This is a genomic window from Geodermatophilus chilensis (assembly GCF_002802985.1).
Taxonomy (GTDB): Bacteria; Actinomycetota; Actinomycetes; order Mycobacteriales; family Geodermatophilaceae; genus Geodermatophilus; species Geodermatophilus chilensis.
In genome coordinates this window covers 17,469-32,108 of record NZ_NVPT01000047.1, presented here as the reverse complement: position 1 = coordinate 32,108, position 14,640 = coordinate 17,469, and the positions used below count along the sequence as shown (strand labels likewise).

Genomic DNA, 14,640 nt, shown 5'->3' with positions numbered 1-14,640 from the left:
AGCTGAAAAGCACCAGCCGTGTGCCTACAGGATTTAGGCGCTGCGACGACACCCGACCCGCTGACCAGCGACAACGCTATCGATCAAGCCTGCATGTGCCTGTGATCTTCGGAACTCCGGCCAGATATCCGTTGACTCTCAACCTTCGCCCGCGAACTTGCGCATGTCCGCCTGAGTCCCAACTCTCCGGGCGGCGTACTGGTCAGCGACTATGGCCGCAATAGTCTAAGGGCGTGTCCGCCCGGCCCCAGAGTCGTTCGATTTCACGCGCACGCATCCCGGAACGGGCCTGGCGAGCCATTGCGGGCACCAGCCCGCCGACCGCCCCCATCGGTCTTCGTGCCCAGCCCAGCGGGATGGATGACATCTCTGCGCATGCCGCGCTCGGTCTGGCCCTGCGGATCGGGGAGTCGATGCTCGCCATCGGAGCCGCGGCCGCCGACGTGACCGCGACGGTGCTGCGGGTCGCCGCCGCCTACGGGCTGACCAGCTGCCAGGTCGACATCACCTTCACCTCCCTCACGGTCAGCTACGACCGCGAGGACGCTGTGCCGCTGACCGCGGTGCGGATCGTGCGCACCAGCCGCACCGACTACACCCGGCTGCAGGGGGTCACCGACCTGGCGCGGGCCGTGGGTGCGGGCGGTCTCGACGTCGAGGAGGCGCACCACCGGCTGGACCGGGTGGTGAGCGCCCCGGCCACTTACCGACGGACCGTGAACGCGCTGGCCTGGGCCGGCGTCGCCGGCTGCTTCGGGCTCGTCATCGGCGGAGGCTGGCTGGAGGCGCTGCTGGCCGCCCTGACCACCGCGCTGATCGAGCAGGTGATCCGCGGGCTCGCCCGGCGTAGCCTGCCGCCGTTCTTCCAGCAGGCTGCCGGGGCCGCGCTCGCTACCGGGGTCGCCGTCCTGCTGCTCGCCGGGGACGTCGACGTGCGGACCTCCGTCGTCGTCGCCGCTGGCATCGTCGTGCTGCTGGCCGGCCTGTCCCTGGTGAGCGCCGCGCAGGACGCGATCAGCGGGTTTCCGGTGACCGCCGCGGGACGGGCCTTCGAGGTTGTCACGCTGACCGTCGGCATCGTCGTGGGCATCGCCGGCGTGCTCGACCTCGCCCAGCGCGCACAGCTGCCCCTGACCGTCGTCGACACCTCCCCCGCCCCCGTGCCGTTCACCGTCGCGCTGGCCGCATCGGCCGGGATCGCCGGGTTCTGGGCCCTGGCCTGCCACGCCCGGCCGCGCGCCGTCGGCCTGGCCGCGGCAGCCGGCGCGCTGTCCTGGACCACGTTCTGGGCGGCCGGCGCACTCGGCGCCGGCCCCGCGCTGGCCAGCGGACTCGCGGCCGTCTTGCTCGGGTTCGGCGGTGAGGTGCTGACCCAGTGGCTGCGGGTCCCACCCCAGCTCGTCGCCGTCTGCGGCATCGTCCCGCTGCTGCCCGGCCTGGCGATCTACCACGGGCTGTTCACCGTCGTGGTCGACGCCGACGCCGAGGAAGGGCTCGCCGCCCTGGTCGGGGCCGCCGCCATCGGGCTCGCCCTCGCCGCCGGCGTCACGCTAGGTGAGTACCTCGGCAGACCGGTCAGCGCGACACGGGACCGCTACGACGAACGCGTCCGCCGCCGCGCCCTGACCAGCGACTGAACGGCCTGACCGGGCCGGCTGCCACGAACACATCAGGGTCGGTTGGCAGCCCCGTGGATGAGCCACGCCGCACTTTGCAAGCGGCGTGGCACGTCGCTGGACCCGGAAGCCGCCAAGCCGACGAGACGTCCGCCGGCGCCGCAGGATCTTTCGTCTGTCGTCAGGTGCTGCAGACCTCTTCGGAGATCTCATCCAGAGATATGGCACGCAGCGTCGAGGCGACGTTGCCATGCGGATCGGTGAGGCTGGTCCGTGCGACGTATAGCTCGCCGGGCTCGAGCCGGACCAAGTCGCGACCTCGGAAGACCAGGACGTCAGTCCGACGACTGCCATCCTGGTCGATGCCGGCGAGCCTGTACTCAGTGTCCGCGTCCAACGCGAAGTCGGTGCTACTCCGAGTCCGCCATGTCGAAGTGGGAGTGGCTTGCAGTGGCCAGGTCTCCGTACCAGCCCGGAGTGGCGACACCCGATGCCATGTGCCGAGCGTGGTGTCCTGTTCTGCTGGGACGGCAGCGAGGTCGACCTGCGCCACTTCGTCTCGGCAAACCGTCACAGCGCCGATGAGCAGACCCTGCTGGTCGTATCCAATCCCCACCTTCGCCCCCGCCCCCCGAGGTGCATGCCGCCAGCCCCTGGAAGCCCGCGACGGTGATGAAGGCGGCCGCCAGTGCGCGCGGTATCGAACGACCGCGCATCCACGATCTCCTCGAGGGGGTCCGACGAGGTCGACCCACTCCGGTCGTCGTCTCGATCGCCTCCGTGTCGTCCTCCTACCTGGGATCTGAGCAGGCGGCCCGACCCGACCGGCCAGAGGTGACGGGACGACGAGACCGGGTCCGTGTCTGGTCCTGCCGGATCCGAGGTCAGACTGGTAGGGCCGGGCGTGCCGGTCGATGTACGGCGTTGGTGCAGTCAGCGGGACAGGAGGCTGCGGACCTCGTCCGAGAAGTGCCGCAAGTGGAGCTCCGCCTCAAGGCGGGCCCGTTCGGGATCACGGGCCACGATGGCCTGCACCACGCTGCCCAGGGTGCAGGGGACGTCGGACGCGTCCGGATCCCGCCGGAACGCGTAGTTCCAGAGCCGCATGGCGAGGTTCGCGTACTGGCTGCAGGTGGCCTCGAGGTAGGCGTTGTGCGAGGCGGCGTACACAGCGCGGTGGGTGGCCGCGTCGAGGTCGACGAGGTCCGTCCCGTCGTCCTCGAGCCGGGCGACCAGCTCGAGCAACCGCGCGCAGTCCTCGGGGACGGCTCGCTGGGCAGCCAGGGCGGCCGCCTGCCCCTCCAGAGGGATCCGCACCTCGGTCAGCCACAGCTCGTCGGAGACCCTGATCTCCGCTGCGAAGGTCCCGCGCCGGGGGTAGATGACGACCAGGCCCTCGAGCGTCAGCCGCTTCAACGCGTCCCGGACCGGCGTGAGCCCCACGCCCATCGCCGCGCTCAGCTGCTTCTCGTCCATCGGCTCCCCCGGCTCGATGCGGAGCGAGATCAGCGCGTCCCGGAGGGACTCGTACGCCCGGTCGACCAGGCGGATGGGAACAGCAGTCGACGAGGATCCGTCGACGGAGGTGAGGCCGTGAGCCACGTGGTCATCCTTGATGAGGCAGTGCACGAGGCCGGACGAACTCCGATCCGCGCGAGCGGGACGAGGACGGAGACCAACAGTATCAGTGCAATGTCAGTTGCTGGCCTGGAACGCTTCCCGGCCACATCCGGGGGTCACGGGCCGGGAGCGAGAGTGGTCTCGACCCGCGCACGGGCATCGAGGAGTGACCTCCGCGTGATGCCGGCGGCGGCCTCGCCGTCCCACGCTGCAGCGGCGGCCACGAGGCCGGACTGGTGCCACCAGAGCGACCGGTCGTCGTTCCGTCGTGCCTCCGTGGCACCCACCAGCTTGTACGGCCGGCACCGTCGCCAGAGTGCCTCGATCACCTCAAGGAGGACCAGGTTGCCGGTGCTGGCGTACAGCAGGCGAAGCATCTGCTCGTCCTCGTCGAGGGCGGCGCCGAGCCGGCCGTCGGTGGCCGCTTCGCACATGCGGTGGTGCGCGCCCTCCATCAGCGAGACGGTCGCCGGGTCGACACGCCGGCTGCCCTACGCGGCTGCCGGGACCTCGAGGTGGAACCGGACGTCTAGACGTGCAGCAGCTCGTCGCGGGTGAGCCCCTTGACGACTGCCCCCCGATGCGGGACCCGGACGGCGAGTCGTGCTTCCCCCAACCGACTGATCCCCTCACGGACGGGCGTGACGCCTGGTGCCCGCCCGCTGGGCGAGGTCACCGACGTGCAACCGCGTCCCGACGGGCAGGTCCCCGTTCGAGATCGCGTCGCCAAGGGTGGCGAAGACCTGGTCCGCCAGCAGGGACGGGGGGCGGACGACGAGGACGGGCCCGGCCATCAACCAGGGACGGGGGCGCTCGCCCGAGGTCCCGTGGTCCGGCCGGGACGGTCGAGCGCGAACTGCGGTTCGGGCCTGCGGCGGCCGCGGGCCAGGTCACCAACGAGTTGGCCGAGCAGCGGGGCGAACTTCGCGCCGTGCCCGGAGCACGGTGACGCGACGACCACCGGACCGCGTCGGTCCAGGACGAAGTCCTCGTCCGCAGTGGTCGTGTAGAGGCAGGTCGCGTCGGCGACCGGGACGTCCTCCAGACCTGGCATCCACGCCCTCACGTAGTCCAGGATCCGGTCCCGCCAGGACGGGTCAAGCCCACCCGCCGACGCACCGGGGGTGGTGACCGGCCCGGCGTCGTGCTGGGCGACCTTGACCGCGGGACGGGGTCCACCGTCGCTACCCGACGGCAGCGCGAAGACCTGCATGTCCTCCTTGTGCACGACCACGGGCCAGGTGGTGCCCGGCTCTCGTCGCGGGAAGTGGAAGACGTGCTGCTGGGTGACCTGCATCGGTGGGAGGTCGATGCCCAGGCCGGACGCGGGGAGGAAGTCCGGCATCCACGGTCCGTTGGCCAGCACGACGCTGTGCGCCCGCACCGACTCCTCGCCGGCGTGCACGGTCACAGCCGTGTCGCCGTGGACGTCGATGCGCTCCACGGGGGTCTCTGGGAGCAGCCGCGTGCCGTGCCTGCCGGCTTCGGTCAAGAAGGTGGTGACCGTGGCATCGGCGTCGATGGTGCCGGCGTCAGGGTGGAACAGCACCGGGCCGGTGAAACACATCCCCGGCCACCGGTCCTCAGCCTCCCGAGCACTCACCAGCTCGTGCGGCACCTTCTCCGGCTGCTCGGCGAGGAACGCGGCAATGCCCTCGGGGTCCCGCATGCGGCCGTGGTCGATGCCGCCGGTCCACTGCAGGAGCGAGGTGCCGCTCTCGTCCTGCAGGTCCGTCCACATCCGCTGTGCCTGAGCGGTCATCCGCAGGTACAGCGGATCCCGGTAGATCCGCCGGAAGATCCGCGAGCTCCCGTGGGAGCTGCCGAGGGTGTGGCCAAACCTGTGGGCCTCGAAGAGGACGACGGACACGCCGTCCCGGGCCAGTGCCCACGCGGTCGAGGCGCCGGTCAGGCCGGCACCGACGACGACGACCTCTGCGTCCGTCATCGGTCAGCCCCCGATGAGAGAACGCAGGAACAGCAGCAAGTTGGCCGGCCGCTCGGCCATCCGGCGCATCAGGTACGGGTACCACTGTGAGCCGTAGGGCAGATAGAGACGGACGCGGTAGCCCTCCCGGGCCAGCTGCTGCTGCAGCTGCCGGCGCACTCCGTAGAGCATCTGGAACTCAAAGTCCCGCCGATCGATGCCGAGCCGGGCCGCCTCGGACTTGACGTGGTCTATGCAGGCGTCGTCGTGGGTGCCAAACGCCGGGTCGGGAAGGTTCTCCAGCGCCCAGGTGGTGAACCACCGGTACCGCGCGGTGACCTCGGCCTTGTCCTGGGCCGCGTTCTCCAGGGACTCCAAGAAGGCGCCCTTGACCAGCCGGACGCGCGGCTTGACCTCGGTGAACGACTGCAGGTCGGGCAGCGTCTGGCGCATGGCGGCCTGCATGGCCACCCGGGTCTGCTGGTGCCGGGGCAGGACCGTCCGGTAGGTCTCCAGGATCGCCTTGCCGATCGAGCTGGCCTCCATGTCCACCTCGACCAGCACGCCGTGCTCGTCGGCCGCGGCGAGGAGCTTGCCCAGGTGCTGGGCGCAGACCTGCTGATCGACGGCGACGCCGAGCTGGGAGAGCTTAACCGAGATGGTGGAGCCGGGCGCCCGTTCTGCCAGGGCGGGAAGCGCTTCGATGTACTCCTGCGCCGCCCGCTCCGCGTCGGCCAGATCGGTGACGGACTCGCCGAGCAGATCGAGGCTCACCTCGAGCCCCTGCTGCCGGAGCCGGTCGGTGACCGCCATGGCGTCGTCGAGGGTCGTGCCCGCGACATAGCGGGAGACCAGGCCGCGGGTGAGCGGCGAACGGCTGACCGTCGTCCCGAGCTTCTCGCTCTCGGATGCGACGAGGAGGAGGCGACTCAGCATCGAGATCTCCCGGGACAGAGGACGAGGGCGACCCGGCCGACCGCCGAGCGGGACGCGAGGGAGGTGACTGGTCGCCGAGGATGGAATGCACCGACGACACTAGGATGTGATCACAGATCTGACAAGCCCTGCGGAGTCAGTCGGGGACCATGGCTGCCAAGGCCGGGAGGCTGGGTGGTCGGCATAGAAATTTCTGTGTAGCTTCAGAATGAGTGTTCGGCGACACTTCAGCCGATCGTCCCCGCCCTCCGTGGGAGGCGGGCCAGTCACACCCCTCGAAGGGCCCACCGATGACGACTCCGCACACCAGCGTGACCGGCAACCTGCGCGTCCCAGCCCCGTACAACGAGCCGCCCCGGGACTTCGCGCCCGGTTCCACGGAGGCGACCCTCCTGCTCAAGGAGGTCGACCGGGTCCGCGGGCAGGTCCGGGAGCTGCCGTCGGTCATCGGCGGCGAGCGACTGCGCCTCGACACGCCGACGGCCGTGGTCGCCCCGCACGATCACGCCCACGTGCTCGGGCACTTCTCCCCCGCCGGCGAGCGCGAGGTCACCGCAGCCATCCAGGCCGCCCTGCGGGCCCGCCCTGCCTGGTCCCGGACGCCGTGGTGGGACCGGACGGCGATCTTCCTCCGGGCTGCAGACCTGGTGACCGGGAAGTACCGCGACGAACTGTTGGCCACCACGATGCTCGGCCAGTCGAAGACCTTCCACCAGGCCGAGATCGACATCAACGAGCTGGCGGACTTCTTCCGTTACAACGCCTCCTTCGCGGCGCAGATCTACGACGGTCAGCCGTTCTCGGTGCCCGGCGTGTGGAACGTGATGGACCACCGGCCTCTCGAGGGGTTCGTGCTGGCCATCACGCCGTTCAACTTCACCGCGATCGCGGGCAACCTCCCCGCGACCCCGGCCCTCATGGGCAACGTGGTGGTGTGGAAGCCGTCGGAGAAGTCCGCCCTCAGCAGTGACGTCGTCATGCGCGTGTTCGAGGAGGCCGGCCTGCCGCCGGGCGTCATCAACCTCGTCCACGGATTCGGGGCCGAGGTCACCGCCATCGCACAGCGCAGCGAGCACCTGGCCGGCATCACCTTCACCGGCTCCACAGCCGTCTTCCGCCAGCTGTGGAAGAGCACCGCGGCGAACATCGACCACTACCGGAGCTACCCGCGCCTGGTCGGCGAGACCGGCGGCAAGAACGCCGTCGTGGCACACCCCTCGGCCGACCCCGAGGCGCTGGTGACCGCCCTCGTCCGCGGCGCCTTCGAGTACCAAGGCCAGAAGTGCTCTGCGGCGTCGCGGACCTACGTCCCGCGCAGCCTGTGGCAGTCGATCGAGCAGCCGCTGGTCGATACCACGGCCGGTCTGCGAGTCGGGGACGTCAGCCGGCACGACACCTTCATCGGCGCGGTCATCGACGGAGGCGCCGCCCAGCGGCTCGAGCAGGCGATCGAGCGCGGGAAGGCCCTCGACAGCCACGAACTGCTCGCCGGTGGCACCACGCGCACCGACCAGGGCTGGTTCGTCGACCCGACGATCTTCCGCACCACCGACCCGCGCGCGATCACGATGTCGGAGGAGTACTTCGGCCCGCTGCTGTCCGTCTACGTCTACAACGACGATGAGTGGGAGCAGACGCTCCAGCTGGTCGACGAGACCAGCGACTACGCGCTCTGCTGCTCGATCTTCGCCGGCGATCGCCACGCCGTCGCGCAGGCCCTGGACGTCCTCCGCGATGCAGGCGGCATGACGTACGTCAACGACAAGCCCACAGGCGCCTCCATCGGTCAGCAGTCCTTCGGCGGCAGCCGGGGCTCGGGCACCAATGACAAGACCGGGTCGCCCTTGGCCCTGCAGCGCTGGATCACCGGTCGCCTCATCAAGGAGAACTTCAGCCCGGCGCACGACTGGACCTACCCCTACATGGGTCGGCGCGGCTGATCCGCGAAGGACCCATCAAGACCACGAGAGGAAGCCACGTGCCACACGAGGTGAAGGGCGTCGTCGCCCGCGGCAAGGGAGCCCCGGTCACCGTCGAGACGATCACCGTGCCCGACCCCGGTCCCGGTGAGGCGGTCGTCGACGTGCAGGCCTGCGGGGTGTGCCACACCGACCTGCACTACCGGGAGGGCGGCATCAACGACGAGTTCCCGTTCCTGCTCGGCCACGAGGCCGCCGGCACGGTGGCCGCGGTCGGTGAGGGCGTCACCAACGTCGCCGTCGGCGACTACGTGATCCTCAACTGGCGGGCCGTGTGCGGCCAGTGCCGGGCCTGCCTCAAGGGCGAGCCGCAGTACTGCTTCGACACGCACAACGCCGCGCAGAAGATGACCCTGGCCGACGGCACCGAGCTGTCCCCGGCGCTGGGCATCGGCGCGTTCGTGGAGAAGACGCTGGTGCACTCGGGGCAGTGCACCAAGGTCGACCCGGCCGCCCCCGCCACCGCCGCCGGCCTGCTCGGATGCGGCGTGATGGCGGGTGTGGGCGCGGCGATCAACACCGGTGGCGTGCGCCGCGGTGAGTCGGTGGCCGTGTTCGGCTGCGGCGGTGTGGGCAACGCGGCCATCGCGGGGGCGAAGCTGGCCGGGGCGACCACGATCGTCGCCGTCGACATCGACGACCGGAAGCTGGAGTGGGCCCGCCAGTTCGGCGCCATCCACACGGTCAACAGCAGGGCCACCGACCCGGTCGAGGCGATCAAGGGCCACACGAACGGCTTCGGCGTGGACGTCGCCATCGACGCGGTCGGCCACCCGGCGGTGTTCGAGCAGGCCTTCCACGCCCGCGACCTCGCCGGCCGGGTCGTGCTGGTCGGCGTCCCCACCCCGGACATGCAGATCACCCTGCCGCTGCTCGAGGTCTTCGGCCGCGGTGGGGCGATCAAGTCCTCCTGGTACGGCGACTGCCTGCCCTCCCGGGACTTCCCGATGCTGGTCGACCTCTACCGCCAGGGCCGCTTCCCGCTGGACAAGTTCGTCAGCGAGACCATCGGCATCGACGACGTGGAGACCGCGTTCGAGAAGATGCACCACGGCGACGTGCTGCGCTCGGTGGTCGTCTTCTGATGAGCGGGGCGAAGACGACGGGCGAGCGAGCATCGCCGCGAGGGACGAACGAGGAGCGGAACGAGCCCGGAGTCGAGGAATGAGAGCCCGCATCGACAAGGCCGTCGTCTCTGGCGTCTTCAGCCTGGACGGGCAGGACTTCGACGTCGACAACAACGTCTGGCTGGTCGGGGACGACGACGAGGTGCTCGTCATCGACGCGCCGCACCGCGCGGAGCCCATCGTCGAGGCCATCGGCGGCCGGCGGGTCACCGCCATCGTGCTCACCCACGGGCACAACGACCACATCACCGCCGCCGTCGACCTCCGCGAGGCCACCGGCGCGCCGATCTGGTTCAACCCCTGCGATCTCATGTTCTGGAAAGTCGTTCACCCGAGCACGCTGCCCGACCATCCCGTTGGCTACGGCACCCAGTTCAACGTGGCCGGCACGACGTTGGCCTCGATGCACACCCCCGGCCACTCGCCGGGCAGCACCTGCCTGTATGCGCCTGACCTGGCCACCGTCTTCACCGGCGACACCCTGTTCTGCGGCGGACCCGGCGCGACTGGCCGTTCGTTCAGCGACCACCCGACGATCGTCCGGTCAATTCGGTCGTACCTGCTCCCCCTCCCCGGCGACACGGTCGTCCGGACCGGCCACGGCGACGACACCACCATCGCGGCGGAGGTGCTCAACGTGTCCTGACCGCGTCGCCCATACCAGTGACCTGTCGCTCCTCGTGATGCCAGCTCGCTGTTGATGATCCCGCCGTTGCAGGACTTGATCACCACCGCTCCGTGCGCCGCAGCGCACCGAGTCATCGGTGCGGACATCGTTCGCACTTCGGAAGAACTCACGCTCACTCGCCACCTCGATGAAGGGGACGTCATGGCGTTCAAGAGGATGTTCCAAGCCGTCGACGTGCACTCCGGCACGCCCATGAGGGTCGTCACCGGTGGCGTACCGACGATTCCCGGTGAAACCGTCTACCAGCAGATGCGCTGGTTGGAGTCACACGACGACCAACTGCGCCGGCTGATGCTGCGGGAACCGCGCGGATACCCAGCCGCGTGTTGCAACCTCGTCGTGCCGGCGAAGCACCCAGAGGCGGCGGCCGGCTACATCATCATGGAGCAGGTGGAATACCCCGTCATGAGCGGCGGGAACACCATCGCCGTGGCGACGGTCCTCCTGGAGACGGGCATGATCCCCATGCAGGAGCCGATCACGGAGTTCCAACTCGAGGCGCCGGCCGGCCTGATCGGCATCCGGGCGGAGTGCCGGGACGGGAAGGTCATCCAGGTCACCTTCCGGAACGTCCCCGCCTTCGCCGCCCACCTAGACGCCGTGATCGACGTGCCGACGCTCGGCAAGATTACGGTCGACGTCGCCTGGGGTGGCATGTTCTACGTCATCGCCGACGTGCGCCAGTTCGACGGCCTCGACCTGCGACCCGAACGAGGTGCAGAGCTCACCCGGGTATCCGCGCTGGTCCTGCGGGCCGCGCAAGACCAGCTCGAGGTGGCCCACCCGGACTACCCGGGAATCGGGATCACCATCGCCCAGCTGTCGGGCCCCACCGACAACCCGGACGCGGACTGGCGCAACGCCGTCACCATGGCCAGCGGCGCCATCAGCTTCGACGACCCCTCCACCTGGACCGGCGCACTGGACCGCTGCCCCTGTGGCACCGGCACTTGCGCGAAGATGGCCGTCCTGCACGCCAAGGGTGAATTGGAGCTCGACCAGCCGTTCCGCCACGAGGGCTTGCTGGGCACCGTCTACACCGGTCACCTGGTGGAGAAGGTCGAGGTCTGCGGACGCCCGGGCGTCGTCCCGACCATCGGCGGCCAGGCGTGGATCTCCGGGTTGGGCACCTACGTGCTCGACCCGACGGACCCCTTCGTGGACGGCTTCACGGTCGGCGACCTCTGGGCCTGAGAGGTCCGTCGACTCGAACGGAGGAAGCGATCGTGCTGCCGAGGACGATGGCCGCTGTCCTCCTGACCGGCCATGGTGGGTTGGACCGGCTCGACTACCGGACGGACGTACCGGTACCTCGCCCCAAGAGGGGTGAGGTCCTCATCCAGGTCGCCGCAGCCGGGATCAACAACACCGACATCAACACACGCATCGGTTGGTACTCGAAGTCGATCACCTCCGGGACCAGTGAGGGTGGCGCAGCAGGTCTCGACGCCGCCAACGACGTGGACGCCACGTGGTCGGGTGCCGCCCTCAACTTCCCCCGCATCCAGGGGGCAGACGTCTGTGGCCGGATCGTGGACGTTGGTGAGGGAGTCCCGCGCGGCCGCATCGGCGAACGCGTCCTGGTCCGCAACATGTTGCGCACGCCGGTCGACTACCGACCGTTCGAGTGTTGGACCTTCGGCAGCGAGTGCGACGGTGGGTTCGCGCAGTTCACGGTCGCCCCCTCCCGGGAGACGTACGCCGTGGACACCGACCGGAGCGACGCCGAACTTGCCGCCGTGCCGTGCGCCTACTCGACCGCGGAGAACATGCTGCACCGAGCCGGGGTCGGAGCGGAGCGGGTGCTCGTGACCGGCGCCTCTGGAGGAGTCGGACTGGCTGCCGTGCAGCTGGCGAAACGCCGGGGCGCAACGGTCCTCGCGGTGTGCTCGGCCGCGAAGGCCGCCGACGTGTCCGCACAGGGCGCCGATGCCACCGTCGATCGCGACGCGGACCTGGCCAGCGCCCTCGGGAGGACAGCGGTCGACGTGGTCGTCGATCTGGTCGGCGGCCCGCAGACGTCCCGGCTGCTCGACGTCCTGCGCCCCGGTGGCCGGTACGCAATCTCCGGCGCCATCGCCGGGCCGATGGCCGAGATCGACCTGCGGACGCTGTACTTGAGGGACCTGTCGGTGTTCGGCTGCACGTTCCAGGAGGACGAGGTCTTCAAGAACGTAGTCGCGTACGTCGAGCGCGGCGAGGTGCAGCCGGTGGTCACCCGCACGTACCCGTTGGCCGAGATCGCCCGCGCTCAGGAGGACTTCCTCCGGAAGAAGCACACCGGGAAGCTGGTGCTCGTCCCATCCCCTCCGAGCACGTGATCGAGGGAGCGGCGGGGACGGAGTCCTGCTGCGCCTCAGCCGCCCGCCCGGGCGACGACCTCGAGGGCCGCCGAGGGCGGGCGGCCTCGCCGGAGCGCCGATCCGATCTGGCCGGCCGCCCGCAGCAGGTGGTCGACCGCCGAGCGTCCCCGCTGCCGGTCCAGCCGCTGCGTCGGGCCGGCCACGGTGAGCACGCCGAGCAGGTCGTCCCCCGGGCCGGAGATGCCCGTGGCGATGCCGGCGAGGCCCTCCTCCTCCTCGTCCCGCACGACGGCGTACCGCTGCTCCCGGACGCGCGCCAGCTCGGCGCGCAGCGCCTCGACGGTCGTGATCGTCGCGGGGGTGAACCGGCGGAGCGGCTCCACGAGGAAGCGCTCCAGGCGCTCCTCGTCGTACACGGCGAGGAGTACCTTGCCGCTCGCGCTGGCGTGCAGGGGAAACCGCTGCCCCACCCAGGACTGGGGACGTAGCTGGGCCGGCGCGTCGACCTGGGACACGAGGTCCAGGCCCCCGTCGGGCGCGACGACGCTGAGCGTCACGGTCTCCCGGACGGCGGCGACCAGGTCGCCGATCACCGGGCGGGCCACCTCGCGGAGCAGCAGCTGCTCGTCGGTCCCCCGGGCCAGCCGCAGCAGCTCCGGCCCCAGCAGCACCCGGTCGTCACCGGGGATCCGCAGGAGGAACCCCTCCTGCGCGAGCGTCTGGATCATCCGGAGCGCCGTCGCACGCGGCAGCCCCGCGGCTCTGGCCAGCGAGGAGACGTTCGCGTTGCCGTCCTCGGCGGTAACGCGCAGCAGAGTGATCGCCTTGCGCACCGACTGGTTGAGCTTGGCCCCCGCAGTCGCCGATGTCATGCGGCCACGATACCGAGGGCCCGGGAAGCCCGGCCCGCCTACCAGGCCCTCGGCGTCGTCCACGGAGCAGTCCTCGTCCCCGCCGCCCGGTCTCAGAACGTGTTTAGAAAGCGGGGGTGACAGGGGTCGAGCGGTGAGTCAGGCTGGTTCATGGGCTCTTCCCCGGCCTATCCCTCGGATCTGACCGATGAGCAGTGGGCGCTGATCGAGCCGCTGGTGCCGGTGCTCAGTACCCAGGGACGCGGCACCCGCGGTGGACGACCGGCCAAGTATCCGCGCCGCCGGATCGTCGACGCGATCTTGTACCTGGACCGGACGGGCTGTTCCTGGCGGCAGCTGCCGCACGACTTTCCGCCGTGGGAGACCGTCTACTACTACTTCCAGCGGTGGGCTGCCGACGGCACCACCGACCGGATCCACGACGCGCTGCGGAATGCGGTCCGGGACGCCGCCGGGCGCGATCCGATGGCCTCGGCCGGCGCGGTGGACTCCCAGACGGTGCCCGGCGCGTCGACGGTCGGCAAGGGCTCGCGCGGCTATGACGCCGGCAAGAAGGTCAACGGCCGCAAGCGGCATCTGGTGGTCGACACCCTGGGGCTGCTGATCGTCGTGCTGGTGACCGCGGCCAGCGTGCAAGACCGCGACGGCGGCATCCGGGTGCTGGACCGGGCCAAGATGGCCATGCCCTCCCTGGTGCTGGCCTGGGCCGATGCCGCCTACAGCCGCCGCACCCAGGACTTCGCCTCCCGGACGCTGCGCATCCTGGTCCAGGTGGTGGCCAAGCTGGTCGGCCAGTCCGGCTTCCTGCCGCTGCCGCGCCGCTGGGTGGTCGAGCGCACGCACGCCTGGATCACGGGCCACCGCCGGATGAGCCGGGACTACGAACGCCTGCCCGCCCACTCCGAAGCCATGATCAAGTGGGCCATGATCGGCCTGATGGCCCGCCGCCTTGCACCCGCTCCCGGCCGCCGTCCCTGGCAGCCAGCACGAGCTTCCTGAGCTCTTTCTCAACACGTTGTCACAGCGGTCTTCAGGCCGGTTGATGGCTGAGGGGATAGCCGGCGTGGGCGAACCAGCCGGCTGCGTCGGTAGCGGTCACGGCGGCCATCGCGGCGGCGATCGCGGTGTCGAGAGCCTCACGGGTGCGGGCGGCGAGCGACCGCAGCAGCGCCTTGATCTTGGCGAACGCCTCCTCGATCGGGTTGAGGTCGGGCGAGTAGGCGGGCAAGAACACCACCTGGCAGCCGGCGGCCTCGATCAGTCGGCGGCCCCGGGCGCTCTTGTGCGCAGCGACGTTGTCGGCCACCACGATCTGTCCTGCGACCAGCGTGGGCACCAGCACCCGCTCGACGTAGACGTCGAACACCGCCGCGGTGGTCGCGCCCTCGATCGTCATCGCCGCGGTCATACCGACCGCGCTCAGCGCGGCGATCAGCGTGGTCACCGTGCCCCGGTTACGGGGCACCCGGCCGTGCGCGCCGGCCGCGCGGCGCCCGAGACCGGCGGCGGATCATCGCGGTGGTCGTGCCGGTCGCGTCCAAGAACACCAGCCGGGTCGGGTCCACGCCGGCC

General features: G+C 70.4%; 12 protein-coding genes and 1 pseudogene. 7 read left to right on the top strand and 6 right to left on the bottom strand.

Annotation, left to right across the window (positions count from 1 at the left end; genetic code table 11):
* Positions 1 to 356: 356 nt before the first annotated feature.
* Entirely contained in the window at positions 357 to 1,637 is a 1,281-nt protein-coding gene (locus CNO22_RS10090; RefSeq protein ID WP_232806933.1) for a threonine/serine exporter family protein, read from the top strand.
* Positions 1,638 to 2,549: 912 nt separating this feature from the next.
* Here the strand turns inward: CNO22_RS10090 and CNO22_RS10080 are convergent.
* The 4 genes and pseudogenes from CNO22_RS10080 to CNO22_RS10065 all read right to left on the bottom strand — a co-directional run bounded on the left by CNO22_RS10080 (position 2,550) and on the right by CNO22_RS10065 (position 6,099).
* Complete coding sequence (locus CNO22_RS10080; RefSeq protein WP_198588221.1) at positions 2,550 to 3,218, bottom strand: GntR family transcriptional regulator; 669 nt, start codon at positions 3,216 to 3,218, stop codon at positions 2,550 to 2,552.
* Positions 3,219 to 3,352: 134 nt separating this feature from the next.
* A pseudogene (locus tag CNO22_RS28240) lies at positions 3,353 to 3,709 on the bottom strand (FCD domain-containing protein); the annotation flags it as partial.
* 320 nt (positions 3,710 to 4,029) lie between these two features.
* Complete coding sequence (locus CNO22_RS10070) at positions 4,030 to 5,184, bottom strand: FAD-dependent oxidoreductase (protein WP_100499241.1); 1,155 nt, start codon at positions 5,182 to 5,184, stop codon at positions 4,030 to 4,032.
* 3 nt (positions 5,185 to 5,187) lie between these two features.
* A complete protein-coding gene (locus CNO22_RS10065; protein WP_100499240.1) occupies positions 5,188 to 6,099 on the bottom strand; it encodes a proline dehydrogenase family protein in 912 nt (303 codons plus the stop codon).
* A 290-nt stretch (positions 6,100 to 6,389) separates the two neighbouring features.
* Here CNO22_RS10065 and pruA point away from each other — a divergent pair, with 290 nt between their 5' ends.
* From pruA to CNO22_RS10040, 5 genes are all read left to right on the top strand, one after another.
* Positions 6,390 to 8,039 (top strand): L-glutamate gamma-semialdehyde dehydrogenase, encoded by a 1,650-nt coding sequence (gene pruA, locus CNO22_RS10060; protein ID WP_100499239.1) that lies wholly within the window; start codon positions 6,390 to 6,392, stop codon positions 8,037 to 8,039.
* Between the two features lie 38 nt (positions 8,040 to 8,077).
* Positions 8,078 to 9,163: an S-(hydroxymethyl)mycothiol dehydrogenase gene (locus CNO22_RS10055; RefSeq protein WP_100499238.1), complete on the top strand. Its 1,086-nt coding sequence runs from the start codon at positions 8,078 to 8,080 to the stop codon at positions 9,161 to 9,163.
* A gap of 79 nt (positions 9,164 to 9,242) precedes the next feature.
* A complete protein-coding gene (locus CNO22_RS10050) occupies positions 9,243 to 9,851 on the top strand; it encodes an MBL fold metallo-hydrolase (protein ID WP_100499237.1) in 609 nt (202 codons plus the stop codon).
* 75 nt (positions 9,852 to 9,926) lie between these two features.
* Positions 9,927 to 11,087 carry a proline racemase family protein gene (locus CNO22_RS10045; protein WP_198588219.1) on the top strand — a complete coding sequence of 387 codons (1,161 nt, stop codon included), beginning with the start codon at positions 9,927 to 9,929 and terminating at the stop codon, positions 11,085 to 11,087.
* A 32-nt stretch (positions 11,088 to 11,119) separates the two neighbouring features.
* Positions 11,120 to 12,214 carry an alcohol dehydrogenase family protein gene (locus CNO22_RS10040; RefSeq protein ID WP_198588218.1) on the top strand — a complete coding sequence of 365 codons (1,095 nt, stop codon included), beginning with the start codon at positions 11,120 to 11,122 and terminating at the stop codon, positions 12,212 to 12,214.
* Positions 12,215 to 12,249: 35 nt separating this feature from the next.
* Here CNO22_RS10040 and CNO22_RS10035 read toward each other — a convergent pair whose 3' ends face one another.
* Positions 12,250 to 13,068: an IclR family transcriptional regulator gene (locus CNO22_RS10035; RefSeq protein ID WP_100499243.1), complete on the bottom strand. Its 819-nt coding sequence runs from the start codon at positions 13,066 to 13,068 to the stop codon at positions 12,250 to 12,252.
* 150 nt (positions 13,069 to 13,218) lie between these two features.
* On the opposite strand from CNO22_RS10035, the gene CNO22_RS10030 reads away from it, so the two are divergent.
* Positions 13,219 to 14,067, top strand: a complete 849-nt coding sequence (locus tag CNO22_RS10030; RefSeq protein ID WP_100499236.1) for an IS5 family transposase — start codon at positions 13,219 to 13,221, stop codon at positions 14,065 to 14,067.
* 31 nt (positions 14,068 to 14,098) lie between these two features.
* Here CNO22_RS10030 and CNO22_RS10025 read toward each other — a convergent pair whose 3' ends face one another.
* Positions 14,099 to 14,533, bottom strand: coding sequence for a transposase (locus tag CNO22_RS10025; protein ID WP_100499235.1), 435 nt, complete (start codon positions 14,531 to 14,533; stop codon positions 14,099 to 14,101).
* Between the last annotated feature and the right edge of the window lie 107 nt (positions 14,534 to 14,640).

Bases quoted from the DNA above. Each gene is read 5' to 3' on its own strand.
- CNO22_RS10050 (WP_100499237.1), top strand. From the start codon at position 9,243: ATGAGAGCCCGCATCGACAAGGCCGTCGTCTCTGGCGTCTTCAGCCTG.
- CNO22_RS10065 (WP_100499240.1), bottom strand. From the start codon at position 6,099: ATGCTGAGTCGCCTCCTCCTCGTCGCATCCGAGAGCGAGAAGCTCGGG.
- CNO22_RS10090 (WP_232806933.1), top strand. From the start codon at position 357: ATGGATGACATCTCTGCGCATGCCGCGCTCGGTCTGGCCCTGCGGATC.
- CNO22_RS10070 (WP_100499241.1), bottom strand. From the start codon at position 5,184: ATGACGGACGCAGAGGTCGTCGTCGTCGGTGCCGGCCTGACCGGCGCC.
- CNO22_RS10035 (WP_100499243.1), bottom strand. From the start codon at position 13,068: ATGACATCGGCGACTGCGGGGGCCAAGCTCAACCAGTCGGTGCGCAAG.
- pruA (WP_100499239.1), top strand. From the start codon at position 6,390: ATGACGACTCCGCACACCAGCGTGACCGGCAACCTGCGCGTCCCAGCC.
- CNO22_RS10030 (WP_100499236.1), top strand. From the start codon at position 13,219: ATGGGCTCTTCCCCGGCCTATCCCTCGGATCTGACCGATGAGCAGTGG.